The sequence below is a fragment of the Paracoccus sp. TOH genome (assembly GCF_030388245.1).
Classification (GTDB): domain Bacteria; phylum Pseudomonadota; class Alphaproteobacteria; order Rhodobacterales; family Rhodobacteraceae; genus Paracoccus; species Paracoccus simplex.
In genome coordinates this window covers 562,539-585,928 of sequence record NZ_CP098361.1, presented here as the reverse complement: position 1 = coordinate 585,928, position 23,390 = coordinate 562,539, and the positions used below count along the sequence as shown (strand labels likewise).

General features: G+C 66.2%; 23 protein-coding genes. 4 read left to right on the top strand and 19 right to left on the bottom strand.

All coding sequences use genetic code 11. The annotated features are described in order from the left end of the window. Window positions 1–294: 294 nt before the first annotated feature. From NBE95_RS13460 to NBE95_RS13450, 3 genes are all read right to left on the bottom strand, one after another. Window positions 295–1,338 (bottom strand): toprim domain-containing protein, encoded by a 1,044-nt coding sequence (locus NBE95_RS13460; protein ID WP_289895905.1) that lies wholly within the window; start codon window positions 1,336–1,338, stop codon window positions 295–297. Continuing rightward, window positions 1,338–5,687 carry a strawberry notch family protein gene (locus NBE95_RS13455; protein WP_289895904.1) on the bottom strand — a complete coding sequence of 1,450 codons (4,350 nt, stop codon included), beginning with the start codon at window positions 5,685–5,687 and terminating at the stop codon, window positions 1,338–1,340. Before NBE95_RS13455 ends, NBE95_RS13460 begins: the two co-directional genes overlap by 1 nt. A 158-nt stretch (window positions 5,688–5,845) precedes the next feature. Continuing rightward, window positions 5,846–6,268 carry an antirestriction protein gene (locus tag NBE95_RS13450; RefSeq protein ID WP_289895903.1) on the bottom strand — a complete coding sequence of 141 codons (423 nt, stop codon included), beginning with the start codon at window positions 6,266–6,268 and terminating at the stop codon, window positions 5,846–5,848. A gap of 160 nt (window positions 6,269–6,428) precedes the next feature. Between NBE95_RS13450 and NBE95_RS13445 the strand changes: the two genes are divergently transcribed. Continuing rightward, entirely contained in the window at window positions 6,429–6,686 is a 258-nt protein-coding gene (locus NBE95_RS13445; protein ID WP_058098140.1) for a type II toxin-antitoxin system prevent-host-death family antitoxin, read from the top strand. Beyond that, window positions 6,683–7,066 carry a type II toxin-antitoxin system VapC family toxin gene (locus NBE95_RS13440; protein WP_058098141.1) on the top strand — a complete coding sequence of 128 codons (384 nt, stop codon included), beginning with the start codon at window positions 6,683–6,685 and terminating at the stop codon, window positions 7,064–7,066. The genes NBE95_RS13445 and NBE95_RS13440 overlap by 4 nt, the downstream gene beginning before the upstream one ends. Window positions 7,067–7,083: 17 nt before the next feature. Here the strand turns inward: NBE95_RS13440 and NBE95_RS13435 are convergent, their stop codons facing one another. The 16 genes from NBE95_RS13435 to NBE95_RS13360 all read right to left on the bottom strand — a co-directional run bounded on the left by NBE95_RS13435 (window position 7,084) and on the right by NBE95_RS13360 (window position 21,369). After that, window positions 7,084–7,728 (bottom strand): antitoxin of toxin-antitoxin stability system, encoded by a 645-nt coding sequence (locus NBE95_RS13435; RefSeq protein ID WP_289895902.1) that lies wholly within the window; start codon window positions 7,726–7,728, stop codon window positions 7,084–7,086. After that, on the bottom strand, window positions 7,721–8,137 hold the full coding sequence (locus tag NBE95_RS13430; protein WP_289895901.1) for a hypothetical protein: 417 nt from the start codon (window positions 8,135–8,137) through the stop codon (window positions 7,721–7,723). Before NBE95_RS13430 ends, NBE95_RS13435 begins: the two co-directional genes overlap by 8 nt. A 66-nt stretch (window positions 8,138–8,203) precedes the next feature. Further along, the gene (locus tag NBE95_RS13425) at window positions 8,204–8,761 is read right to left on the bottom strand and encodes a hypothetical protein (protein ID WP_039194755.1); all 558 of its coding nucleotides are present in this window, start codon (window positions 8,759–8,761) and stop codon (window positions 8,204–8,206) included. A 131-nt stretch (window positions 8,762–8,892) separates the two neighbouring features. After that, entirely contained in the window at window positions 8,893–9,261 is a 369-nt protein-coding gene (locus tag NBE95_RS13420) for a thermonuclease family protein (protein ID WP_012092610.1), read from the bottom strand. Window positions 9,262–9,300: 39 nt separating this feature from the next. After that, the gene (locus tag NBE95_RS13415) at window positions 9,301–9,681 is read right to left on the bottom strand and encodes a hypothetical protein (RefSeq protein ID WP_012092609.1); all 381 of its coding nucleotides are present in this window, start codon (window positions 9,679–9,681) and stop codon (window positions 9,301–9,303) included. A gap of 10 nt (window positions 9,682–9,691) precedes the next feature. Then, complete coding sequence (locus tag NBE95_RS13410) at window positions 9,692–10,180, bottom strand: DUF6878 family protein (protein WP_012092608.1); 489 nt, start codon at window positions 10,178–10,180, stop codon at window positions 9,692–9,694. A 210-nt stretch (window positions 10,181–10,390) separates the two neighbouring features. Next, a complete protein-coding gene (locus NBE95_RS13405; protein ID WP_166507195.1) occupies window positions 10,391–10,555 on the bottom strand; it encodes a hypothetical protein in 165 nt (54 codons plus the stop codon). 424 nt (window positions 10,556–10,979) lie between these two features. Next, a complete protein-coding gene (locus tag NBE95_RS13400) occupies window positions 10,980–11,276 on the bottom strand; it encodes a hypothetical protein (RefSeq protein WP_012092597.1) in 297 nt (98 codons plus the stop codon). Continuing rightward, the gene (locus NBE95_RS13395) at window positions 11,273–11,539 is read right to left on the bottom strand and encodes a DUF6117 family protein (protein ID WP_012092596.1); all 267 of its coding nucleotides are present in this window, start codon (window positions 11,537–11,539) and stop codon (window positions 11,273–11,275) included. Before NBE95_RS13395 ends, NBE95_RS13400 begins: the two co-directional genes overlap by 4 nt. A 71-nt stretch (window positions 11,540–11,610) precedes the next feature. Further along, on the bottom strand, window positions 11,611–12,087 hold the full coding sequence (locus NBE95_RS13390) for a hypothetical protein (protein WP_058098278.1): 477 nt from the start codon (window positions 12,085–12,087) through the stop codon (window positions 11,611–11,613). A 98-nt stretch (window positions 12,088–12,185) separates the two neighbouring features. Then, window positions 12,186–14,336: a chromosome partitioning protein ParB gene (locus NBE95_RS13385; protein WP_289895900.1), complete on the bottom strand. Its 2,151-nt coding sequence runs from the start codon at window positions 14,334–14,336 to the stop codon at window positions 12,186–12,188. 123 nt (window positions 14,337–14,459) lie between these two features. Further along, window positions 14,460–14,855, bottom strand: coding sequence for a DUF2958 domain-containing protein (locus tag NBE95_RS13380; protein WP_289895899.1), 396 nt, complete (start codon window positions 14,853–14,855; stop codon window positions 14,460–14,462). Further along, a complete protein-coding gene (locus NBE95_RS13375) occupies window positions 14,852–15,808 on the bottom strand; it encodes a zincin-like metallopeptidase domain-containing protein (RefSeq protein ID WP_289895898.1) in 957 nt (318 codons plus the stop codon). The genes NBE95_RS13380 and NBE95_RS13375 overlap by 4 nt, the downstream gene beginning before the upstream one ends. 185 nt (window positions 15,809–15,993) lie before the next feature. Continuing rightward, on the bottom strand, window positions 15,994–19,173 hold the full coding sequence (locus NBE95_RS13370) for an error-prone DNA polymerase (RefSeq protein ID WP_289895897.1): 3,180 nt from the start codon (window positions 19,171–19,173) through the stop codon (window positions 15,994–15,996). After that, on the bottom strand, window positions 19,170–20,693 hold the full coding sequence (locus NBE95_RS13365; protein WP_289895896.1) for a DNA polymerase Y family protein: 1,524 nt from the start codon (window positions 20,691–20,693) through the stop codon (window positions 19,170–19,172). The genes NBE95_RS13370 and NBE95_RS13365 overlap by 4 nt, the downstream gene beginning before the upstream one ends. Continuing rightward, window positions 20,608–21,369: an ImuA family protein gene (locus NBE95_RS13360; protein ID WP_289895895.1), complete on the bottom strand. Its 762-nt coding sequence runs from the start codon at window positions 21,367–21,369 to the stop codon at window positions 20,608–20,610. Before NBE95_RS13360 ends, NBE95_RS13365 begins: the two co-directional genes overlap by 86 nt. A gap of 112 nt (window positions 21,370–21,481) precedes the next feature. On the opposite strand from NBE95_RS13360, the gene NBE95_RS13355 reads away from it, so the two are divergent. Together NBE95_RS13355 and dinB are read left to right on the top strand one after the other, a co-directional pair. Further along, window positions 21,482–22,198 carry an SOS response-associated peptidase gene (locus tag NBE95_RS13355; RefSeq protein ID WP_289895894.1) on the top strand — a complete coding sequence of 239 codons (717 nt, stop codon included), beginning with the start codon at window positions 21,482–21,484 and terminating at the stop codon, window positions 22,196–22,198. Window positions 22,199–22,207: 9 nt separating this feature from the next. Then, window positions 22,208–23,335: a DNA polymerase IV gene (dinB, locus tag NBE95_RS13350; RefSeq protein ID WP_289895892.1), complete on the top strand. Its 1,128-nt coding sequence runs from the start codon at window positions 22,208–22,210 to the stop codon at window positions 23,333–23,335. Window positions 23,336–23,390 lie beyond the last annotated feature (55 nt).

Here is a 23,390-nt window from a genome sequence, read left to right as displayed (position 1 = left end):
CTTCGCAGGCGTCGAAGCGCACGGGCGGGACGGGCTGGCAGCCCTCGCCCGCTCTGCGAGGGCCTTGATGGCCGGGTGCGGCTAATTTGCCTTTCGCGATGCAAAGGCGGCACAGCCGCCGGCGGAAATTAGTCGCTCCCGGCCATTGCCTGCCCGTCCCGCTTGTGCGCCGATCGCCCTCTCGAGACAGGCCGTGGGTGCGGGACTCTCCGGCGATGGATGCACCTGCCGATGGCAAGCGAACGAAACCGGCAGAGGCCGAGCCGGACCGAGCCTCCGGGGCCGATCACACCCTCACCCTTCCATGAAACGGCGGACGTCTTCGGGATGAAGCTGATCCTTCAAGGCCGCCCCGAGGGCATCGGCGCCATGGCGTCGCAGATCATCGTTGAAATCGCCCTCGCGCGGCATGAGCGAGACCGCCTCGATCCCGAGATCGGCTGCTCTGGCGGCCAGTCGGTCTCTTGCACCGTCCCCGGCCGGGTCGCGATCGCGCAGGACATAGAGCCTGCGCAGCGACGGCGGGAACAGGATGGCGGCGAGGTGAGCGGCCGAAAGCGCCGCCAGCATCGGCATGCGGGGCAGGACCTGGCGCGGCGACAGCACGGTCTCGATGCCCTCGCCGGCGGCGAGCACCTCATCGGCGGTGCCGAAGCGGACCGCGTGACCGAGAAGGTCGCCCATCGCCCGCCGCGGTGTCTCGACAGGCGCCTTGCCGGAACCGTCCGGGGCGAGCCATGTGCGATGCGCGCCGGTCTGGTGGCCGGTGAGATCGGTGACGGCGGCGACCATCGCCGGCCTGATCTCGGTGGGCGCATGCTCGTTGGGCCTGTAATAGCACCGGGGATGGTAGCGCAGCGCGGTGGTGCCTTCGAGCGTGGTGATCGCTCGCCGGTTGAGGTAGATCGCAGCAAGGGTGCCGTGGATCGGCTGCGCCATGGCGAAGAGCCGCCGCGACGCTTCAGGCGAACCGGGTGCCGCGCCGGATGTGCTGTCGGTCGGCGCTCTCGTCTTTGCCGGTTCGGGATGCGGGAGGGCGAGGAAGCGGCGCGCTTCCTCAGCCACGTCCTTGAAATCGGCGAGGCCGAGCGCCTCGCGGATGACGTCGAGAAGGTCGCCATGCTCTCCCGTCGCCATGTCACTCCACTTGCCCGCCGCACCCTTGCCGGATTCCGGGCCGGTCAGTCGCACGAACATGGAGCGTCCTGGGGTGTTCTGCACGTCACCGACCAGCCAGTATCGCCCGGCGCGGTGGCCGGACGACAGGTAGTGGCGGCAGACCGCCTCGGCCTCTCGGCCAAGGCGGATCGCCAGTTCGGATGCGTCGTGCCTGGGCATCAGGCTGCCTCCCGCTCGCCGATGCGCTCGACCGGCCAGCGGTCGAAGAGCTTCCCGAGGATCGCCGGACCGCTGGCATCGACCGGCACGAACATGCGCAGCTTCCAGGAGATGATCTCGTGGAACAGCCCATAGGCCGTGAGGCGCTGGCGCATGGTGTCGGTGAAACCCGACAGCTCGATCCGGTTTGCCCCCATGACCCGGACCCGGCGAAGCTGGAGGCCCTCAGCGAGATCGAGGATGGTCCGACTTTCCAGCAGCGCCGCGAAGGCATCGTCCGGCGAGACCGAGGTGATGCCGGTCTCGGTCGCATTGGCCGCCCAAGCCGGGGAGACCTTGCGGCCGATGATGCGCTCGCCGGCGTCAGACTGAAGCCGATAGACGCGAGTGGAGTCGTTCGGCAGCCGCTTCCAGATCGGTAGCAGCAGGCCCGTCACCATGTGCAAGGTGGACTCGGCGAACTCCGGCACCTCCGCGACTTCGGCTTCCCAGGCCGATGCGAAGGCATCCCTGTCGGCTTCGACCCAATGGGTCTCGCGCATCATCCTGACCTGGACGTTCTGCGCTTCCATCGGCCGGATCAGCCGGACGCTGCGCTCGATCTCGCCATCGTCCAACATCACGCTGGTGGTGGGGATCTGCACCGCTGCCCGGCCTGAGCGCTCGTTGATCAGCAGCCTGGCGCGGGGATCGTCGAGTTCCGCCAGCGCGGCGTCGAGCGTCACCGGGCGGTTGCGCCTGCGTTCGGTGATGGTCAGCAGGCTGGTCTCGGCCCCGGTGCGCGGGTGCGTGTAGATCACCTGCCGATCCGTCACTACGAAGCTCTCGGCGCGCAGGGTCTCCAGCCCGGCGTCATAGGTGCCGGAGGCGATGGCGCCCTCGATGCGGGCGGTCAGAAGTTGTTCGAAGGCGGTGAAGAGGATGCCCTGAAGCTCGATGGTCAGCGCCAGCAGCCGGTTGAGGAAGGTGGTGATGGCCGGCAAATCGTCCTTGATGCCGTTCGCATCCATCAGCTTCAACCCGGTGGCAGCCTCGAACCGCTCCAGTGAGCAGCCGTCGACCTTGCCGCGCACCAGCAGGAGATAAAGCTGGCGCAGCGCGTCACGGGCGTAATGCGATTCCAGGTTATCTTCCGGGCGGAACAGGCCCTGACCACCGGTCTGGCGCTGGCCGCGCGTAATCGCGCCCAGCGTGTCAAGACGGCGGGCGATGGTCGAGAGGAAGCGCTTCTCGGCCTTCACATTGGTCGAGATCGGTCGGAACAGTGGCGGCTGTGCCTGGTTGGTGCGATGCGTGCGGCCGAGGCCCTGGATGGCGGCGTCCGCCTTCCACCCGGCTTCGAGGAGATAGTGGACACGCAGCCGGGTATTCTTCGCCGACAGTTCGGCGTGATACGACCGGCCCGTGCCGCCCGCATCGGAAAAGACCAGCACGCGCTTCTGATCGTCCATGAAGGCTTGCGTCTCGGCCAGGTTGGCCGAACCGGCGCGGCTTTCCACGACGAGCCGGTCGATGGTGACGCTGCGTTTGCGGACGATACGGCGCGAACGACCCGTGACCTCGGCCACCGTGTCGGTCCCGAAATACTGGATGATCTGGTCGAGCGCGCCGGGAACCGGCGGCAGGCTGGCGAGGCTTGCGATCATCTCGTCGCGCCGGGCCGCGGCCTCGCGGCTCTCGACCGGCTGGCCATCACGATAGACCGGGCGCGAGGACAGATTGCCCTCGCTGTCGGTGAACGGCTCGTAGAGTTGGACCGGGAAGGAATGGGCAAGGTAATCTAGGACATATTCGCGCGGCGACAGGTCCATTTTCAGATCGCCCCATTCCTCGGTGGGGATCTCTGCCAGCCGCCGTTCCATCAGCGCCTCGCCGGTCGAGACGATCTGGATGACGGAAGAATGTCCCGCTTCCAGATCGGCCGTGATGGACCGGATCAGCGTCGGGGTTTTCATCGACGTCAACAGGTGCCCGAAGAACCTCTGCTTGGCGCTCTCAAAGGCCGAGCGGGCGGCGGACTTGGCCTGCCGGTTCAGCGTGCCGGACCCGCCCTCGCCGCCGGTGATGTTGGCGGCCTGCATCGCCGCATCGAGATTGTTATGGATGATGGCGAAGGCATCGGCATAGCTGTCGTAGATGCGGACCTGTTCAGGGGTCAGTTCGTGGTCGAGCAACTCGTATTCCACACCTTTGAAGGACAGCGAGCGGGCGGTGTAGAGGCCAAGCGCCCGCAGGTCGCGGGCCAGCACCTCCATCGCCGCGACGCCGCCGGCCTCGATCGCCTCGACGAACTCCGCCCTGGTCGAGAAGGGGAAATCCTCGCCGCCCCAGAGACCGAGCCGCTGCGCATAGGCGAGATTGTGGACGGTGGTGGCGCCGGTGGCCGAGACATAGACGACTCGGGCATCGGGAAGCGCATGCTGGATGCGCAGCCCGGCACGGCCCTGCTGCGAGGCGGCGACATCGCCGCGTTCTCCCCTGCCTCCTGCTGCATTGGCCATGGCATGCGCCTCGTCGAAAATCACCACCCCATCGAAGTCTGTGCCCAACCATTCGACGATCTGTTTGACCCTGGAAACCCTTGTCCCCCGGTCGTCGGAGCGCAGCGTGGCATAGGTTAGAAACAGGATGCCTTCGTTCAGCGTGATGGGCTTGCCTTGCGGGAATCGCGACAGCGGCGTGACCAGCAGCCGCTCCATGCCGAGCGCCGACCAGTCACGTTGCGCGTCCTCCAACAGCTTGTCGGATTTCGAGATCCAGATCGCCTTACGCCGCCCCTGCATCCAGTTGTCGAGGATGATGGCGGCGGATTCCCGACCCTTGCCGACGCCGGTGACGTCGCCGATCATGAAGCCCTGACGGAAACGGATTGCTCCCTCGGCATCCTCCGGCGCGGCGGCGAGATTGTCGAGCGTGTCATCGATCGTCCAGCCCCCGGCGAGGAAGCCCCCATGGGCCTCGCCCGCATAAATCACGGTCTCCAGCTGCGCCTCGGACAGCTTGCCGAGAATGTCGTTGGGAAGCGTCGGCCGATAGCTGGGCTTCGGCGGCGCGATGCTCGCCATCGAGGCCGACTGCACGAGCTGGGTAGGATGCGCCTGCGCCCCGTCGATGCGGATGGTCTGAAGCCCGTATTCCTCGTAGATCGCGTCGGAGAGGCCGCCGCCCTCGGCCGGTTCCCAATCCACGGTCTCGTAGGCGACCGGCACGGCCTCCGGTTCCGCAAGGGGCGCGGCGGGCGCGGATCGCGCGGCGCGGTTGACGTAGCCGCGCACGGTGCGGGGCGCGGTGGGTCGTGCGACCGGCACCGTCAGGCCGGGATCGACCGGCAGCCGCGTGGGAAGCAGGTCGGCTAGCCAGGCGATCAGCGTGGCCACGTCCGGCGCGACACCAGGCGCTGCCGGAAACACCGCCGCATCTTCGGCCGGCAGCTTGTCGATGACCGTGAGCCGGGTCGGGACAGTGGTGCCTTGCTTGGCATAGACCGAGCCGTCGATGGCGGCGGAAAAGGTGACGCGACCGCGTTCCTGCAGCCGGGTCCAGGAGGCGGTCCACGCCGGATTATCGGGGGCGAAGCTCGCGCCGGTGATGGTCACGAGCCGTCCGCCGGGCGCAAGACGCGCCAGCGCCGAAGCGACATGGCGAAAGGCGGCGTCACGCATGCGCCCCTCGACATTGGCCATGACCGAGAACGGTGGATTCATCAGCACGACGGTCGGGACAAGGCAGGGATCGAGATGGTCATCGATCTGGGCCGCGTCGAAGCGGGTAACGGAAAGGGCCGGAAAGAGAGAGGAAAGCAGGCCGGCGCGCATCTCGGCCAGTTCATTTACGAGAAGCGTGCCGCCGGCGATCTCGGCCAGGATGGCGAGGAGCCCGGTGCCGGCCGAGGGCTCCAGCACACGGTCGGCAGGCGTGATCGCCGCCGCCGTGACCGCCGCGAAACCGAGCGGGATCGGGGTGGAGAACTGCTGGAAGGTCTGCGCTTCTTCCGAGCGGCGCGTATGCGTCGGCAGAAGCCCGGAGATCTTGCCGAGCTGCGGCAGGATCGCCGACTTCGAGGCGGCTTTACGGAAAAGCACATTGCCGTATTTGCGCAGGAAGAGGACGGTCGCAGCCTCGCAGGCATCATAGGCCAGCTTCCAGGTCCAGGCGCCGGTGGCATCGGAAGCGCCGAAACCCGCTTCCATCGCGCCGCGCAGCGTGGCGGCATCGACGCGCTGACCGCGCTCCAGATGCGGCAGCAGTAGGCCGGCAGCGGTGAATATGCGGGCTGCGGTCTCGGCGTCGTGTTCGCGCGGAAGCGGCGCGGTGGCGGATGCCGCCGCGGATGCGGAAATCATGTTCATCGGGGATTCCTCGGGAGAGCAAGTCAGGATCAAGCCGGGCAGCGCTCTCTCTCGACCGCACCGGCTCAAACCCCTTCCGGCCCATCTCTCGCTCTGAAGCCGTGGCGAAAGCAGGCATGAAACAAGCGCCCGACCGTCAGGCTGGGCGCTTGTGGGTTTCAGTCGATGGCCTGGAAGATCGCCGCCGCCTCCGGGTGATTGGCGGCATGTTCGTAGAGACGGCCATAGCCCTCGGCGAGTTCGTCGTCATCGTAGCGGAAGGAAAGATGCGAGAAGGCGAAGAGCGTGGCGATGATCCCAGCCGCATCGCATGAGACCTCGCCCTCGAAACCGTTGCCTTCGCAGAACAGGAGGTAACGGGGCTTTGATGTCGGCGCGAGATAGAGCGGCTGGCCGGCGCGTTCGTAGAAATCCCAGAGCCCGCCGCCGTAATTGGCGGGGCTGAGGATCTCCATGAATCGGAAGACGGCATGCTCGCCGATGATGAGCAGGCGCCGGCCGAAAAGGCGCGGCAGGAACTCCATGCGGCGCGCGTCGGGGACACGGGTTGCGGATTGAGAAGCAAGTTCGGGCAAAGCCATGATCGGTCTCCTGGAGGGAAAGGGACGGCAGCCGGACGACCCTCTCTCAACCCGTCCGGAGGCACCCTCTCCCGGCCCTCCTCTCGCTCTGGGGGCTTGAAATGGACCATTCTATGGACCATCTTGGCAGGATAGCGGAGAACATCTGGAGCGATTTGCGATGAGGGTTTCTGTCACCGAGGCGAAAGGGCAGCTCACCGAACTGGTGAAACGCGCCGAGGCCGGCGACGAGGTGATCCTGACCCGGCGGGGCCATGAGGTCGCCCGCCTCGTGCGGGTTGCTGTCGCAGCGACCCCGAAAGGCCGGCGTGCGCTGATGGAGCGGGTCCGGGCCACGGCGCGGGGCAAGGCACTGCCCGGCGCCGATGCCGCGCGCAGTCAGGACTTCCTCTATGGTGATGACGGGATGCCGGCGTGATCGTCGTCGACACCTCGGCGCTGATGGCGATCGTGCTGGACGAGCCGCAGGCCGAGACCTGCATGGCGGCGATCGAGGCGGCGGACGGATTGCTGATCTCGGCCGGAACCGTGGCCGAGACGCTGATCGTCGCAGGGCGCCGCAATGTTGGGGAAGAGATTGCCGCCCTGATCGAGGGCCTTGGGTTCGAGGTCGTCTCCGTCACGGAGGCTTCGGCACGCAGGATCTCCGAAGCCTATGCCCGCTGGGGCAAGGGCGTTCATCCCGCCGGTCTCAACTACGGCGATTGCTTCGCCTATGAGGTCGCGAGCGAGCGCGGCTGTCCGTTGCTCTTTGTCGGCGATGATTTCTCACGGACGGACCTGCGGTCGGTACTGTAACCCCGGAAAGCCGGGCTTTAGCCGAAGCGATTCCCATCAACTGTGAAGCTGTATTCGTTGGCACCGATGGCCTCATCGACCGCCTCATCCGAAGTCAGGTCATCGTAGTCGCGCTCAAGCTGGCGATAGAGCCAACGCGCGAGATCGCGCAATGCCTCGATGACGGTCTCCTCGGCATCGGCGGTCATGCCCTGCCCTGTCGGGCTGTCGCGGGTGACCGAGATCGCCATGCAGTATTCGTGATAGTATCGCCCCCGATGGGTCGTCTCGGCCGTCAACTGGTAGAAGTTGCGGCGTTGCGCCTGATGTAGGGCATCCGCGATGCGGTGCAGCTCCGCATCCTTCGGCACATAGGCACGGATTTCCGCCGCCGTGCCTTTGCGATAGGAATAGTGGCCTTCGAACGCGGCGCCATCGCCCTGCGACCAGAAGCCCGTAAACCAGATGCAAGGCTCTTGTCGCACGCCGCCGCCCATGAGGCGGACGGTGCGGGTCTTGATGCGGATGCCGAGGATGTCCGCGATCCGCCGGAAATCCTCATAGACGGCATCGTACCAATCGTAGTCGAAGCCGCCCTCGCGATACCAGGCGCGGGCCTTGCCTTTCGCGGCTTCGGAAAGCTCGTCGAGCCGATAGACCGTGGTTTCGATGACGTCAGGCATTGGGGTCGCCCCCGTCCAGAACGGTGGAAAGCCAACCGTCGGTGTAGATCCAGTCCACCGTCTCGCCGGTGGCGAGGTCGAGGACATGCGCGCCGCCCCCGAACCCGTCGATTCTCGGACGTGAGCTGGTATTGGCGTATTGCATCCCCCATAGCCCGGTCAGGCCGAACGCGGCGGCACAGCGTTTGACGAACTGGATGACATGCTCGGGATCGCCGGTGCCGTCATCGCGCATCCAGAGCTGGGTGCCGCCATGTTCGGGCTGGATCGAAAGCATGAAGCCGTCCGAGGGCGGATCTTCGGCGGCGTTTTCGTGCGCCAGCGCGTTGTAGAGATCAAGCGCGCGGGCGGCGTTCTCGGGGCTGCCCACGTCGAGCAGGCAGGAGAAATGGGTGAAGTAGTCGGCCATGTCAGGCTCCTGAAACGAGAAGGCCCGGCGCGGGGCCGGGCCTAGTGGATGGAAAGGGGCGACAGGTCAGGCAGCTTGTGGCAGCCGCAGCAGATCGGCAGTCGTCTCGCGCCAGAAGGGATCGACCAGCCGCGCCTCGAGCAGGCTGGCGCGGTGGCGGAGATCACGAGCCGATACCGCATCGCCGCGCCCGGATGCCGTGAAGGCCATGCCCCGCAGACGGCTGGCCTCCGTGACGGTGCGGCGAGCCTCGGCGTCGGAGGCGACCGGATGCTGCCAGAGCACGATCCCGGCCCGGACCTCACCGGCAAGGACAAGGCCCAGTTCGTTGTCCTGAATGACCATGACGCGGGGGCGAAAGCGCAGCGCATCGCCCTGTCCAACGCGGAAATCACCGCGCGCAACGCGCTGGCTGGCGATGATCAGCGCCTCTTCGGGGGATTGGCACTGGCCGATGACGAGCGTGCGGTCGAAGCCGCCGACGTCATCGCTTTCGTCATCGCTGGCGATACCGATGCAGGAGATGCGCAGCGGCAGCTTCTGGGCATGACGCAGCCGGGGCAGGATCTGTCGCGCGACAATTTCGCCGATCGAGGCGAAAGTGGTGTGGTGGGAAAGGCTCATGGGGAATGCTCCGCGACGGACGGCGGAAGCCCCTCTCCCGCCTCACAATCCGTCACGGCCAACCGGCCCGCACTCTTACTCTCCCGTCCCGACGGTGGATCGTCCCGCACCTCGGCGGGACGATCCGGCGATCAGCACCAGGGCTCACGCCGCCCGGCCCAGGTTCTCGCCAGCCCTTCATCGACGAGAATATCGCCGACATCGCGGCCTTCGACGCGTATCGCCGCCAGGGTCCGGCCATAGCGGTCGGTCCCCTGACGCAGGATTTCGACCCGCCGACCTTGCAGGATTTCCGCCAGTCTGATCTTCGCTTGCCGGGCAAGGTCGGTTTCATGGATGCAGCGGCCCTCCATTTCGGGAGCGTCGATGTTGAATATCCGAACAGCTTCGGACTGCTGTCCCATACCCAGCCGGATCGAGTCACCGTCCCAGACGCGGATTTCCGCCGGTTCGCAGGAAGCCGTGCAGAGCAGGACGGAGATGACGATATGGCTGAGCATGGCAAGAGGCTTTCATAAGGGGGAGGCTGACGCGACTGCTCAGACTTCTTCCTGAAGTCGGCCATTGACGCAATGCGGATCGACCTCCGCCTCGATCCGCTGCGTCCGCCCCATCCAAGGCGCCGGGTGGATTGCCCGCGCCCAATCGGCGAAGGACGGGATACGGCCCAGATCCTCGCGGACATGCTGCTCCCCGACCCATCGGGCCGGGATCACCCTGCCGGTGGACAGGGTGATCGTCGCCCCGAAAATGGTCTCGGCCATGAAGATGCCCTCGGCATGGTGGCGAAGCGCGCGATGACGAAAATCGGCCAGGATCTCCTTGCTGGCATCGAACCAGCTATGGATGGGCAAGTAATCCTCGACCGTGCCGCCCCATTTCTTCACCGACGAGAGCGCATGATGATAGGGATGTGCCATTTCCGCCCCCTCAGAACTCGTGACTGTAGAATTCGGTGGCGGTGTAGCGCTCGTTGTAGTCGAGCGTGATGGTGCGCGCCGCCACATCGAAGCTGAACTCGCCATAGGCGCCATCATTGTTCTCCCAGCCGCCATGGGTTTCCGAGAGGAAGTCATAGGCGAGCTGTTCGATGGCCGCCTCAACGCCCATTGAGATTGCGGTCACCTTGTCGGTTCCCCATGCCACCGTGGCAATGGTGATCTCGCCCTGCGGCAGGTCCACGGTCCGGTCGTCCGATTGCGCGGTGATGTCCTCGATCTGGCCGCTGTCGCCAGAACCGTCGAAGGTGACGGTCACGAGAGTGATGCCTGCGGCGGCCAGCGCATCGAACAGCGCCGTCTTGTTGTCGGGACGGACCGCTTCAGCGCGACGGTTGCGCTCATCGCGCTCGGCGAAGAAGCGCGCGACGCTGGCGGCCATGTCGAATTCCGGCGTGGCTGGTTTGTCGGTATCGGTCATTGGATGATCCTCCAGGAGAGCGGGATGATATGGCCCGGCGGCGCTCTCCTCTCCTTCCGCCAGGCTCGCCCCGATCCCGGCCCAACTCTCCCTTTCCACAGCCGAGGCGAGGCCTCGGCACCGCCGCTGGCGATGCGCAGCCTGCGCATGGCACAAGGCCCGGCTGCGCCTGACGCGGGCCGGGCCGTCGGGCGGAGGCGCTTTCGCGCCTCAGCCGAAGGGATCGAGTTCGAGCTTCACCATCTCTTCGTCGCCGTCGAACTCGTCGGCGGGCATGGCGCCGTGGGTGCCGTCCCCGGCCTGGAACACGACGATCACGACCATCAGCGTGGTGGCGAGGCTGGCGGCGAAAGCGGTGGCATCTGCGTAGGACATGGGTTCCGGCTCCTGTCTTTGGAGGCGGGGGACCATCCCCCGCGCGACAGGCGCCCGAAGTGTCTGACCGGATCTGCAATCACCCTCGGGCGTTCGGATTCTTTCCGAATCCCCGAGGGCGGCACGCGCGCGTAAGCCGACCCCACCGGGGTTGAATGCAAAGAGACGGTCGGACCAAGGTTAGCGAATGGAAGCGGGGGATGGTGCTTTGCGTCGAGCCGGTGCCGGAAACCCGTCGCAGATGCTTTGCTGCGCCAGCCTCGTTGCCGGCGGATATTCAGGGTGTGTTTCAGGCCGGGGACGGAACCCGTTGCCCCCACAACACCAAGGAGTTGGCGCAATGGTGAAGCTCGAACTGGATCCATCGCTGCTTGTGCAGCGATACCCGATGGCCCTGTGTGCAAGGTTCGGCTTTCAGGGCCGGTCAGTCCCAGAACCCATCGGCGATTTCGCGGGCGATCATGGCGCGGGCCTTCATCATCACATCGTCGCCGGAGGTGTCGATATGACCGAAAAAGCGCGTCCGGGCGCCATGGGCCGTCCAGTCGGCATAGCGGCAGTATTCGCGGGCATCGAGCCGGAAGGCGCGCATGTCCTCGGCCCAATGCGGTTTCGGTTCCACGATGACGGTGACGCCGTTGCGGGTTTCCTCCCAGGGAAGCGAGCGCTCCGATGGCGGATTGCGGCGGTCATCGGCGAAGATTTCATCGACCGTCATCATGATGCGCCCCCATCTTCGGCCTTCTCGACAAAGCCGGCAGGATCGTCGGGATCCGGCGGCAGATAGGCGTCATAGGGGTTGCCGCTTGCGAGATGGCCGAACGGCGTGAAGACGTAATCACCCCCGTCGCGGCCGACCGCGCACAGGACATAGCGTGTCTCACGGGTCGCGGCGTCGAGGCATTCCATAAGGGCGAGATTGCCGTCATCGGCAGCACGAAGCAGAGTGTCGAAGTTCGTTCGAACGGGATCGGGAATGGCCATTGTGTTCTCCTGAAACGAAGAAGGCCCGCCGTCACGGGACAAGCGGGCCGGATGAACGGGATCGGCGAACGTCACGCGGCAGCTCGACCCTCGACGGCGTCGGCGCCTGCCTCGTCGGCGGTGATCTCCTCGAGGCGCGCGCGGGTGTAGCCGTTCCTGGCTAGCCAGAGTTCGGCCGCCTCGTGGTTCTCCGCGAGGTGCAGCAATTCGACGTTCTCTCCGACATCCTGCACAACGCGGACTTGACCGATCTTCGGGCGTTCGATCACCCGGAAGCTCAGATCGCTGTCGATGCCGTAGCTGCGCATGACGGTGATAAGAATGATGCCGCCTTCGCCGAAATCGCCTTCATGCAGGGTGAAGGACGGCGTGGTCGTGTAGGTCGGGCGCTCGCGGCCCGGTTCCTTGCGCACGAGACGACCGGCCCCGTTGCGGGATTTCCACGCGGCGAGCTTCTTGGTGAAACGTGCGGGCGGCTTCGGCTGGCCGTCGCTGTAGGCCACGAGCGAGCCGAGCGGCACGATGTCGAAGATGAGGGAAGCGGACATGATCTTGCTCCTGAAACGAAAGCGGCCCGGCGAGATGCCGGGCCTTGAGATGGAAGGGATGGAATGCGGGGCGACGGAGGCCGCCCCGCTGATTCGCGTCACTCGGCGGCGACGAGGGCCTCCGGATCGTCGGCGGCCTCGGCCGTGTCCTCATGGCCACCGGCGAGGAAGTCGGGCAGCGCCACGCTGTCCTCGTCCTGATCGGTCGCGCCATCCACGGCCTGCGCCTCGATGGCGGGGCGCAGCGGCTCCGGCAGCCAGCCGGTATCGGCCAGGAGCCGTTCGGCCTCCTTCGCCATGTCGCCCTTCTTGAGATGCGCGATGAGATCGGCCGCGCGATCGCCGGCACCCTCGCGCACCGCCTCGATGATGCGGGTCTTGGTCACGCGGCCCAGATAGTTCTCGACCGTTGGCCTCCAGCCCGCTTCGACGAGGTCGAGGCCGGTGGCCTGCGCCAGCCGTTCGGCCTCGGCCATGCGGCGGTCGAGACCGTGCTGCGAGATGCCATTCCCCGAATAGGGGTTGGGCCGCTCGTAGAGCGCGTTGACGCCGAAACTGACGCAATGCGCAAGCAGCGCCAGGCGGCTGGCATCGTCGAGACCGTCGATCCAGTCCCAGAGGCGGTCGTCATCGCCAGTTGGAATGTCGCCCCGCCAGGCGTCCGCACGCTCGTCGATCATCTTCGCGGCGGCGCTGTCAGCGAGCCCGGTCGCATCCGTGGGAAGATAGATGTGACGCACGGCGGCATAGAGGCTGGTTCCCGAGGTGGCGGTGCGCTCGAAAGTATCGAGAACCAGCTTGTGCAGCAGCGCCGTCATGGCGACGCGCGGATTCTCGGCAAGCGCATTGCGCAGCGCCAGCGTCCGCCAGGCGGTCAGGTCCGTCACCAGCCGCTCGGGCAGTGGCTTGACGGCATCGTCCTCCTCTTCATCGGCGTCCGGAACCGGCTCGCCGCCGACGGTGATGACCGCACGCTGCACGGCATCGGGACCGGACGGGTCCGCACCCTCGGTGGCATCCTCACCATCGACGGTCTCAGGTTGTTCGTCCTCGGGGCGGACATAACCGGGGCTGACGATCAACTCGCCCTCGCGGCCGATGCTGACGAAGACACCGGCACGGGCGATGTCTTCCGGCGCGAAGCTGATCGGCCGGTTCTCGAAGGCGTCCAGCTCGGCCTCAATCTCCCCGAGCCGTTGATCGACCTCATCGGGCAGGTCTTGGGCTTCTGCATACTGCGCTTCGAGTTCGTCATACTCGTCGCGCAGCGCCTCGCGGGTGGCGCGTTCCTCGTCGGTCAGCTCCTGGGTCACACCGACCAGCCTGCGCAGGCCGTTGGTGTGGCCGTAGGGAAGTTCGACCGCCGCGTCGATCCACTTCCAGCCCTGACCGGCGATCTCGTCGGCGACGGTGCGCAGCTTCTCGTCGACCAGCCGGTCGAGAAGCGTGACGTCCTGCAACCAGCCGCCGTTCTCCTCGGAGAAGAGGTCGCGCAGCACCGGGCCACCCGCCGCATCGTAAGCGTCAACGCCAATGAAGCGGGCGCGCTTGTCGGCGGCCGGAACCGTGGTCTCGGTCAGCATGTTGCGGATCTGCCAGGGTTCCTTCTGCCACGACGTGCTGATGCGCTCCCAGACCTGCTGCTGGCGCTCGTGGTCGGGGTTGACGGTGAAGGCTTCCAGCATCGCCAGCGTCATCTCGTTGCGCGCATAGGCGTCGTGCAGCGTCGGCGCGACGGTGGCGAGGCGAAGACGCTGCATGATGTAGCGCGGGGTGGTCCGCCATGCGTCGGCGATCTCCTCCTTCGACATGCCCATGTCGAACATCCGCTTGAACGCCTTGAACTGGTCGAGCGGATGCAGGGCGAGGCGCAGCAGGTTCTCGGCCAGCGAGTCGTCCACGGCCGAGGTCTTGGCGTCGGCCTTCTTGACGATGCAGGGCACGAGCCCTTCGGCCGGGAAGCGACCGGCCTCGACAAGGCGCGCGATGGACCTGTAGCGGCGGCCGCCGGCCGGGGTTTCGAACTCGCCGGTCTCATTGCCGTCCTCGTCGAGGATGGCGCGGACATTGAGACCCTGCACGAGATCCTCGCGCCGGTCGATGTCATGGGTAAGTTCGTCCAGACCCGCCTCGACATCGGTCTCGCGGACATTGCTGTCCGACAGCCTGATGCGGTTGAACGGAATGTCGCGCGCCCGCGAAAAGACGATCATCGGGGCGACGGGCTTCTTCCTGGCAGCTTTGGCCATGGTGGTTTCTCCGCGACGGGCGGCCGGGAGCCTCTCTCTCGACCTCCAACCCGTCACGAAGCGAAGCGCCGCCCTCTTCCTCTGAAGAGCGCGACGCCAGGCCACAAAGCCGACAGCCGGAAATCAGGAATCCTGGCTTTCCGTATCTGTGGATGTGCAGGTGAATGCCGCACCGGCGCGGTAGAGGGCTCGCTCCGCCGCACGGATGCTGCCGGCTTCCCGCGCAGCCTCCGCCCAGACCGAGATCGGGAAATCCCCGGTGAAGAGCAGATCCCGCTCGATCCCCATGCCGAAGGGCAATCGGACCCTGCGCAGCTCTTCCAGGCTCCACGAGCCAAGTTCGGGGTAGCCGATATCGGCCAGGCCGAACATGATGTCGCCGCCCTGATCCAGCTCAGTGGCGAGCCAGACGCCCGCGCCGAAGGGGTTGAAGAATTTCACGACGGGGATGTGATCCACATCACGTTGGCGACCATTGGCCAGAAGCCGGTCGCGCTGTGTTCCGGTCAAAAGGATCATGCCGCGACCCTCCCTTCGATTGCAGCCGGAACCGGCTCCCCGGCATCTTCGTCGGGCAGATGCGACAGCAGCCAGTCGGCCGCCTTGCTGGCCTGAGAAGCTGCGCGGACGATGGCGCGGTTGTCCTCGCGCAGCACCTCCAGCCAGGAGCCGATATAGTCGGCATGGCGCACGGTCGGCACGATACCAAGCGAGGCGCAGCAGAATGCCGCGTTCATCTCGGCGACCAGCTCCTCGAAGGCGTATTTCTTCGTGCCGAAACTGCCCGAGAAATCCCGCCCCAGGCGCGAGGCATGGCCGGTGGCGTGCCCCATCTCGTGCAGCGCCGTCCGGTGCCAGTTAATCGGCTCGAAATAGGCGGCCGGCGGCGGCACCTGCACATAATCGAGTGCCGGCACATAGAAGGCGCGATCTCCGCCGATGCGGAAATCGATCCCGGTCGCGCGGATCAGTGCCTCGACCTTCGGCTCGATCATACCGGGCGGCGGTGGTGGCGCCTCCACGGCAATATCTTCTGGCAGGCCCTCGCATTGCGCGGTGTTGAAAACGGTGAAGCGCTTCAGGAACGGGACGCGTCCCGGTTCTTCACCGGTCTCGCGGGCTCGGCGCTTCTCGTCGTCCGGGGTGAAGCGGTCGGCATAGACGACCGTCGTGCCGTGCTCGCCCTTACGGACGTTGCCGCCGAGGGCTGCCGCCTGGCGATAGGTGAGCCAATGCTGGGTCGGATAGCCGTGCTGGACCACGGCGCCCCAGAGGATCAGCACATTGATCCCGGAATACTGCCGCGAGGTCGCGGCGTTTCGCGGCATGGCAAGCGGCGCTTTCGCCGCAGTCCCCCAAGGCTGGACCCAGGGAAGCCGTCCTTCCTCCAGCTCGGCGATGATCTTGCCGGTGATGTCGTCGTAAAGATTGCTGCGGGCGCCGCCTTCACGGGCGCGGTCCTGTCTGGCCATCGGGATGATCTCCGCGACGGGCGCCGGAGGCCACTCCTCCAGTCCTTAACCCGTCACGGAAAACCCGCCCGCACTCGAACTCTCAGGGGGCGTTGCGGGGTCTCCCCGCTGATGGGGGTGCGTCGGCAACGCAGTGCCGACCAGGGGGAAGGCTTTTCCCCGCCCGGTCTCCGGAACCTGCCCCTTCACCGGAAATCCCGCGCCTTCACCCTGATGCTGTCGGCCTCCGGCCCCTGCTGCCCGACCGTCGCCACGTCGCGTTGCCCAACGCTCGCCAGATCTCGCGACAGATCGACGATCCGATGGACAACGAGATGCACGACCTCTCCCTCGCGCTGAACGCGACCCCTGACGGCAATCATGCTCGATGAGAGGATCACACGCCAATACTGCGCGAAGACCTTCTGCCAGACCACGACATTGGTGATGCCGGTCTCGTCCTCGATCGTGATGAACATGACGCCCTTGGCCGAGCCGGGGCGTTGGCGCACCAGCACGATCCCCGCCGTCTCCAGCCAGCGGCGGTCGCGCGCGCCCATCGCCTCGGCGCAGGAAACCATGCGGCGCTTGCGCAGATCCTCGCGCAGGAAGGAGATCGGATGGCGACGCAGAGAAAGGCCGGTATGGCTGTAATCCGCGACCACCTCGCGGCCAGCCGCCATCGGCCGCAGGGCGATGGACGGCTCCGATATCTCTGAAACCGTCTGGCCCTCGCGTGCCGAGGCTGCCGCAAACAGCGGCAGTTCCTCGTCGCGCAGCCCCTTGATCGCCCAAAGCGCTTCGCGGCGCGCAAGGCCGAAGGGCGGGCGGAAACCGTCGGCCTCGGCAATGTGGACCAATGCGGCGACGGGAACCCCGGCCCGCCGCCAGAGATCCTCGACCGAGGCAAATGGCTGATCAGCACGGGCGGCGACAATCGCCGCCGCATGGGCATTGGCAAGCCCCTTGACCATGCGCAGGCCAAGCCGAACCGCAAAGCGCGCCTCGTTGCCGGTCGGCTCCAGCGTGCAATCCCAGCGCGAGGCATTGGCGCAGATCGGGCGCAACTCGACGCCATGGTCGCGCGCATCGCGCACGATCTGGGCCGGGGCATAGAAGCCCATCGGCTGGCTGTTCAGTAGCGCGGCGCAGAAGGCATCGGGATGCCAGCATTTCAGCCAGGCCGAGGCATAGGCGATCAGCGCGAAACTTGCCGCATGGCTTTCGGGAAAGCCGTAGGAGCCGAAGCCCTCCAACTGCCGGAAGGTGCGTTCGGCAAAGTCCTGTTCATAGCCCTTGGCAACCATGCCTGTAATCAGCTTGTCGCGGAATTTCGAGACGCCGCCGGTGTGCTTGAAGGTCGCCATGCTTTTGCGCAAAAGGTCCGCCTCACCGGGGGTGAAGCCCGCGCATTCAATGGCGACGCGCATCGCCTGTTCCTGAAACAGCGGCACGCCGAGGGTCTTGCCCAGCACCTTCTCCAGTTCGGGTGTCGGATAATCGACCTCTTCCAACCCCTCGCGGCGGCGCAGATAGGGATGGACCATATCGCCCTGGATCGGGCCAGGCCGGACGATGGCGACCTGCACCACCAGATCGTAATAGGTGCGCGGCTTCAGGCGCGGCAGCATGGACATCTGCGCCCGGCTTTCGATCTGGAAGGTTCCCAGCGTGTCCGCCTTGCGGATCATCGCATAGGTGCGCGGATCTTCGGCCGGGATCGTCGCCAGATCAAGGGCGATGCCCTTGTGTTCCACGATCAGATCCAGCCCCTTGCGCATGCAGGTCAGCATCCCCAGCGCCAGCACATCCACCTTCATGAAGCGTAAGGCGTCGATGTCGTCCTTGTCCCATTCGATGATCTGGCGATCCGCCATGGCGGCGGGTTCGATCGGCACCAACTCGTCCAGCCGGTCATGGGTCAGGACAAAGCCGCCGGGATGTTGCGACAAATGCCGCGGCGCCCCGCGAAGCTGGGCGGCCAGATCAAGGGTCAGGCGCAAACGCCGATCCTCCGGGTTGAGGTTCAACTCACGAAGCTGCTGATCGTTGACACCGGTCTCGGACCAGCCCCAGAGCTGGCCGGAGAGTGTCTGGATCAGATCCTCGGGCAGCCCCATGGCCTTGCCGACATCGCGCAGCGCGCCCTTGGAGCGATAGCGGGTCACGGTGGCGGTCAGCGCGGCCCGGTCACGGCCATAGTTCTCATAGACCCATTGGATGACTTCCTCACGGCGTTCGTGCTCGAAATCGACGTCGATATCCGGCGGTTCGCGGCGTTCCTCGGAGACGAAGCGCTCGAACAGCAGATCGTTGCGGCCGGGGTCGATGGCGGTGATGCCGAGAACATAGCAGACGGCGCTGTTCGCCGCCGATCCCCGCCCCTGACAGAGAATGCCGCGCGACCGGGCAAAGCGGACGATACTGTTCACGGTCAGGAAATAGGGCGCGTAATCGAGCTTGCCGATCAGGGTCAGCTCATGGCGCAACGCCGCCGTCACCTCATCCGGCACGCCCTCGGGGTAGCGGTTGGCCGCGCCCTGCCAGGTCATCCGCACCAGTGTTTCCTGCGGGGTCAGTGCGGGATCGTCGCGTTCCTCCGGATATTGATAACGCAGCTCATCCAGGCTGAAGCGGCAACGGTCGGCGATCTCGATGGTGCGGGCCAGCGCCTCGGGCCAGCGGGCGAAGAGCCGGCGCATCTCGGCGGGCGGCTTGAGATAGCGGTCGGCATGACGCTCACGGCGAAAGCCCAGCTGGTCGATGGTGGTGTTGTGGCGGATCGCAGTGACCACATCCTGCAGCATCCTCCGGCCAGGCTCGTGGAACAGCACGTCATTGGTCACGACGGTCGGCACGCCGATCCGCTGCGCCAGTTGCGAAAGCTCCCAGAGCCGCATCTGGTCGTTGGGCCTGCGGCGCAGGGTCAGCGCCAGATAGGCCCGGTCGCCGAAGGCATCGCGCAAACGGCGCAATCGGAACCCGCAGTATTCATCGGCATCATCCGGCACCAGCACCGCGATCAGCCCTTCGCCATAGGCGGTGAGATCGGCCCATTCCAGGTGGCACTTGCCCTTGCCGGCCCGGCCCTTGCCAAGCGTCAGCAGCCGGCAGAGCCGGGCATAGGCCGCTCGGTCGGTCGGATAGACCAGCACCGACATGCCGCAGGCGAGATCGAGGCGGCAGCCAACGATCAGCCGGATGCCGGTTGCCTTCGCCGCCTCATGGGCGCGAACGATGCCCGCCAGAGAATTGCGATCCACCACCGCCAGCGCCTCGATCCCCATCGTCGCGGCGGTCGCGAACAGTTCTTCGGCCGAAGAGGCCCCGCGCAGAAAGGAAAACTGCGTGGTGACCTGCAACTCAGCATATCGGGGCGCATTCATCCGAAAACCCCGTGCAGGAACCAGCGATGCGATCCGGTGGCGACATCCTCACCGTCGCCGGAGCGAAAGATCCAGAAACGCTCGCCGGCATCATCCTCGATGCGGAAATAATCCCGCACCGCGACCAGTTCGGCATCGCGTTTCCACCATTCCCCGAAGACCCGCTCGGGGCCATCGGCCCGGCGCACCCGCCGCCGCACGCCGCGCCACGAGATCCAGTTCGGCGGATGGTCGGGCAGCAGCGCCATGGTCTCGATCGGCTCGGGACGGGGCAACAGCCGCGAGGGGCGCGGCCAGTGATCGGGCCAGCCCGCGCCGGTCTCTTCCGCCAGGGCCGGAATGCGGCAGACAGATCGCTCGGGCACATCGCTGGCCACCGGCGCGAAGCGATAAATCGCGCGGGCGCCGACCCGGTTGGCGAGCGTGTCGATCAGGCCTGACAGGTCAGGCTCGGGCACCTCGATCAGGTGGCTCACGGCCTGGCGCTCGGTCATGGGTTCCGCCAGCGTGGCCGTCAGCGTCATGATCTCGATGCCGAGGCCGGGGTCGATGGTCTCGATCTTGTCGCAGAGCAGCCGGGTCAGGCGCTGAGGGTCGCGCACCGGCCGCGCGAGGCCGATGCGGACGGTCTCGACACGGCTGTCTATCCGGTGGCAGAGCAGGTCGAGGCGGCGCGCGCCGAGGCCGCGGACCTCCAGCGCCTCGCAGAGCGTTGCGACCAGCTTTCCAATATAGCGGGCGATGGTCTCAGCGGCGGCGATGGGTTCGGCAAAGCTGCGCCGCGCCTCGATCATGTCCTCGGGGCGCAGCGGCTCGATGGGTTCGGCGCTGTTGCCCAGGGCCTGATCCAGCCGACGGGACAGTTCCGGCCCGAAGCGCAGCGTCAGGGGCGCGCGGGGCTGGCCGATCAGATCGCCGATCCGGGAAAACCCCAGATCGCGCAGGCCAGCCGGGATCGCGGGCGACAGCCGTAGTGCCTCCAGCGGCAGCGGCGCGAGCATGTCGATGCTGGCCCCCGGCATGGCGATCAGCACCGGATTGGACCCATAGCGCGCCAGCGCATGGGCCGCGCCCCAGGTGTCGGCAATGGCGGCCCGTGCAGACACTCCCGACAAGGTGAGCCGCCCGATCAGCGCATCGAGCATCGCCGCCTCGCCGCCATGCAGATGATCCGCGCCGGTAGAGTCGATCACGATCCCGTCCGGCGGATCGACCGCCACAATCGGCGCGATCCGTTGCAACACCCATAGCGCGAGGCGCTCCAAGCTTTCGGCATCGGCTTTTGGGTCGGCGGGTTCAATCACCAGTCCCGGCACCAGCGCCTGCGCCTTGGTGACGGGCATGCCGACCCGCAGGCCGAGCGCCTGTGCAGTCGCGTCGGCCGCCGTCACGATACGGCGGTTACGATCACGTCCTGCGATGACGAGCGGCGCCTCAACCGGCGGCGCTGTGTCGCCGGCCTTCCGCCGCAGCCGGTCTGTCGGCCATGTCGGCAGGAAGACCGAGATGACCCGAGCCATCGCACGCCTCCAGTTCGATATCGAGGGATTCTCCCGCCCGCGCCCGGATCAGTTCGATCAGCCAGCGCGCGCGACCGACGCCGGGCACGGGCAAGAGCCGGGACGGCAGCACCGAGATCCGCCAGCGGGTCATCGCCGCCGTCGGCTGGCCGAAATCTCTGGCCTCGGCCTGGCGCCGCCAGCGGCGCAGGGCAATGCCGATGGTGCCGCTTTCCTTGGCGGCCAGATGCAACCGCCGCGAGGCAGTCATCGGCAACCGGGCAATATCGGCAACCACCGCGCCCAGCCCACCGTGCCGCAGGCCTTCCTCCATACAGGCCAGGACCGACTTGTCATCGCCGGCCTCGACATGGATGACGCGATCGGGCGGCAGGCCGGCCTGTTCCAGGCCCGGCGCGAACAGATCCTGCTGCGCGACGCACCACAGCACCTTGCCGTGGGTCCGCGCGGCGATCCCGGCCACGAAACAGGCCGCCGCCGCACCATCCACCGCGCCGTTGCCGCCGCCCGCAACCTCATGCAGACAGCCAAGAGCCAATCCACCGCCGGGCAGTTTGCGGTCCAGAGACGGAACGCCGAAGGGCAGCACTTCCCGCGCGCGAGCGCCATCACCTTCAAGCTGCGCGATTCGCGCACGAAGGGCCGCAATGGCTGGACTGATGGCGCGCTCGTGCATCTGGAAGGCAGGCTCCGGGTCTTCTCAAGGGCAAATCCTGTCGTTATGTTCTTTGTTTGTTCTAGTGCGCGGCGGGAGTCAATCTGAGTCTCGTAAGATGTGATCGGAAGCCTTGCCGGAACTTCTGGCGTATGATGGCCGCAAAATCGGAGAAGCGGGTTTGTGCAATCTCTACAATCTGACCACCAACCAGCAGGCGATCCGGGATTTCGTGGCGCTCACCCACGACAGTATCGGCAATCTGGAACCGATCCTCGACGTCTATCCCGACCGGCCCGCGCCGGTCGTGCGCAAAACCGATGGCGGGTTGGAGCTTGCTCGCCTTACATGGGGAATGCCAACGCCGGTCGAGCATCTGAAGACCCCGGACGCGCCCGACACCGGCGTGACCAATGTTCGCAAGACCTGGATACGGCACTGGCAGCAGTGGCTCGGGGTTGAGCACCGTTGCGTGGTCCCGGCGACGGCCTTCTCGGAATACGGGCAGGCGCCTGATCCGGTAACAAAGCGCAAGCCGCTCTACTGGTTTGCGCTCCGCCAAACGCAACCGCTGTTCTTCTTCGCCGGGATCTGGACCCGATGGGAGGGGACGCGCGGCTCGAACCGTACGCCCAGACCGGGCAAACATGAGCTCTTCGCCTTCCTCACCACCGGTGCCAACGAGGTGGTGAAGCCGATCCATCCAAAAGCCATGCCTGTGATCCTGACCAGATCCGACGAGGTGGAGGTCTGGCTGACGGCCGACTGGCGCGAGGCGAAGGCCCTGCAACGACCTTTGCCCGCCGACCTGCTTGAAGTCATCGAAAAACCGGCAGCTCCGACAGGTTGACGACGAAGCATGTCGGGATCGGGAGAGCAGATCAGGGAGGCAGGCGAGCCGCGCGGAAAGATCCGCAAGATCATCCATGTCGATATGGATGCGTTCTATGCCTCAGTCGAGCAGCGCGACAATCCCGAATTGCGGGGCAAGCCGGTCGCGGTCGGCGGATCCGCCGCGCGCGGCGTGGTGGCCGCCGCCAGCTATGAGGCCCGAGTCTACGGCGTCCGGTCGGCCATGCCCTCGGTCACGGCGAAGCGCCGCTGTCCCGAAATGATCTTCGTGAAACCGCGCTTCGAGGTCTATCGGGCGGTGTCGGCACAGATCCGGGAGGTCTTTGCCGAGCATACCGATCTGATCGAGCCCCTTTCGCTTGACGAGGCCTATCTCGACGTGACCGAGAACAAGCACGGCATCGCCATCGCGACGGAGGCGGCGGAGATCATTCGTCGCCGGATCAAGGAGGTCACCGGGCTCAATGCTTCGGCCGGGATCAGCTATTGCAAGTTCCTCGCCAAGATGGCGAGCGATCTGAACAAGCCCAACGGGCAGGCAGTCATTACCCCGTCGCGGGGGCCCGAGTTCGTGGCCGCGCTGCCGGTGAAGAAGTTTCACGGCGTCGGACCCGCTACGGCGGCGAAGATGGAGCGGCTGGGCATCCTGACCGGAGCTGACCTGCGCGACAAATCACCTGAGTTCCTGCACGCGCATTTCGGGAAGTCGGGCGACTGGTACTACCGCATTTCGCGCGGGATCGACCATCGCCCGGTGGAACCGCATCGGGAACGGAAGTCGATCGGCACGGAGGACACCTTCTCCGAGGATATTTTCGACGTGGAACCCGCAAGACGAGAGATCGACGCACTGGCGTCCAAGGTCTGGCGGAGCTGCGAAGCCAAGGCGCTGACCGGACGTACGGTTACGATCAAGGTCAAATACGCCGACTTCCAGCAAATCACGCGCAGCCGAACGGTCGAGCGCGGCATGCGCGGAGCCGGGGAACTCTCGGCGATTGCGAACGCGCTACTGGAACCGCTGTTCCCGGTCGAAAAAGGTGTGCGGCTTCTCGGCGTGACGCTCTCCTCGCTGGAAGCGGACAAGGACGATGATGCTGCCCGGCAACTCAGCCTCGGCCTGCCGGACCTGTGAGGAACGGAGTGGGCTGAGGGGGGCACCGTCGAGACCAGCGGCCACCATCGGCGCG

What these genes read in the sequence shown, in the direction of transcription:
- NBE95_RS13460 (WP_289895905.1), bottom strand. Translation starts at nt 1,338, where the DNA reads ATGCCCAGGCACGACGCATCCGAACTGGCGATCCGCCTTGGCCGAGAG.
- NBE95_RS13455 (WP_289895904.1), bottom strand. Translation starts at nt 5,687, where the DNA reads ATGAACATGATTTCCGCATCCGCGGCGGCATCCGCCACCGCGCCGCTT.
- NBE95_RS13450 (WP_289895903.1), bottom strand. Translation starts at nt 6,268, where the DNA reads ATGGCTTTGCCCGAACTTGCTTCTCAATCCGCAACCCGTGTCCCCGAC.
- NBE95_RS13445 (WP_058098140.1), top strand. Translation starts at nt 6,429, where the DNA reads ATGAGGGTTTCTGTCACCGAGGCGAAAGGGCAGCTCACCGAACTGGTG.
- NBE95_RS13435 (WP_289895902.1), bottom strand. Translation starts at nt 7,728, where the DNA reads ATGCCTGACGTCATCGAAACCACGGTCTATCGGCTCGACGAGCTTTCC.
- NBE95_RS13430 (WP_289895901.1), bottom strand. Translation starts at nt 8,137, where the DNA reads ATGGCCGACTACTTCACCCATTTCTCCTGCCTGCTCGACGTGGGCAGC.
- NBE95_RS13425 (WP_039194755.1), bottom strand. Translation starts at nt 8,761, where the DNA reads ATGAGCCTTTCCCACCACACCACTTTCGCCTCGATCGGCGAAATTGTC.
- NBE95_RS13420 (WP_012092610.1), bottom strand. Translation starts at nt 9,261, where the DNA reads ATGCTCAGCCATATCGTCATCTCCGTCCTGCTCTGCACGGCTTCCTGC.
- NBE95_RS13415 (WP_012092609.1), bottom strand. Translation starts at nt 9,681, where the DNA reads ATGGCACATCCCTATCATCATGCGCTCTCGTCGGTGAAGAAATGGGGC.
- NBE95_RS13410 (WP_012092608.1), bottom strand. Translation starts at nt 10,180, where the DNA reads ATGACCGATACCGACAAACCAGCCACGCCGGAATTCGACATGGCCGCC.
- NBE95_RS13405 (WP_166507195.1), bottom strand. Translation starts at nt 10,555, where the DNA reads ATGTCCTACGCAGATGCCACCGCTTTCGCCGCCAGCCTCGCCACCACG.
- NBE95_RS13400 (WP_012092597.1), bottom strand. Translation starts at nt 11,276, where the DNA reads ATGATGACGGTCGATGAAATCTTCGCCGATGACCGCCGCAATCCGCCA.
- NBE95_RS13395 (WP_012092596.1), bottom strand. Translation starts at nt 11,539, where the DNA reads ATGGCCATTCCCGATCCCGTTCGAACGAACTTCGACACTCTGCTTCGT.
- NBE95_RS13390 (WP_058098278.1), bottom strand. Translation starts at nt 12,087, where the DNA reads ATGTCCGCTTCCCTCATCTTCGACATCGTGCCGCTCGGCTCGCTCGTG.
- NBE95_RS13385 (WP_289895900.1), bottom strand. Translation starts at nt 14,336, where the DNA reads ATGGCCAAAGCTGCCAGGAAGAAGCCCGTCGCCCCGATGATCGTCTTT.
- NBE95_RS13380 (WP_289895899.1), bottom strand. Translation starts at nt 14,855, where the DNA reads ATGATCCTTTTGACCGGAACACAGCGCGACCGGCTTCTGGCCAATGGT.
- NBE95_RS13375 (WP_289895898.1), bottom strand. Translation starts at nt 15,808, where the DNA reads ATGGCCAGACAGGACCGCGCCCGTGAAGGCGGCGCCCGCAGCAATCTT.
- NBE95_RS13370 (WP_289895897.1), bottom strand. Translation starts at nt 19,173, where the DNA reads ATGAATGCGCCCCGATATGCTGAGTTGCAGGTCACCACGCAGTTTTCC.
- NBE95_RS13365 (WP_289895896.1), bottom strand. Translation starts at nt 20,693, where the DNA reads ATGGCTCGGGTCATCTCGGTCTTCCTGCCGACATGGCCGACAGACCGG.
- NBE95_RS13360 (WP_289895895.1), bottom strand. Translation starts at nt 21,369, where the DNA reads ATGCACGAGCGCGCCATCAGTCCAGCCATTGCGGCCCTTCGTGCGCGA.
- dinB (WP_289895892.1), top strand. Translation starts at nt 22,208, where the DNA reads ATGTCGGGATCGGGAGAGCAGATCAGGGAGGCAGGCGAGCCGCGCGGA.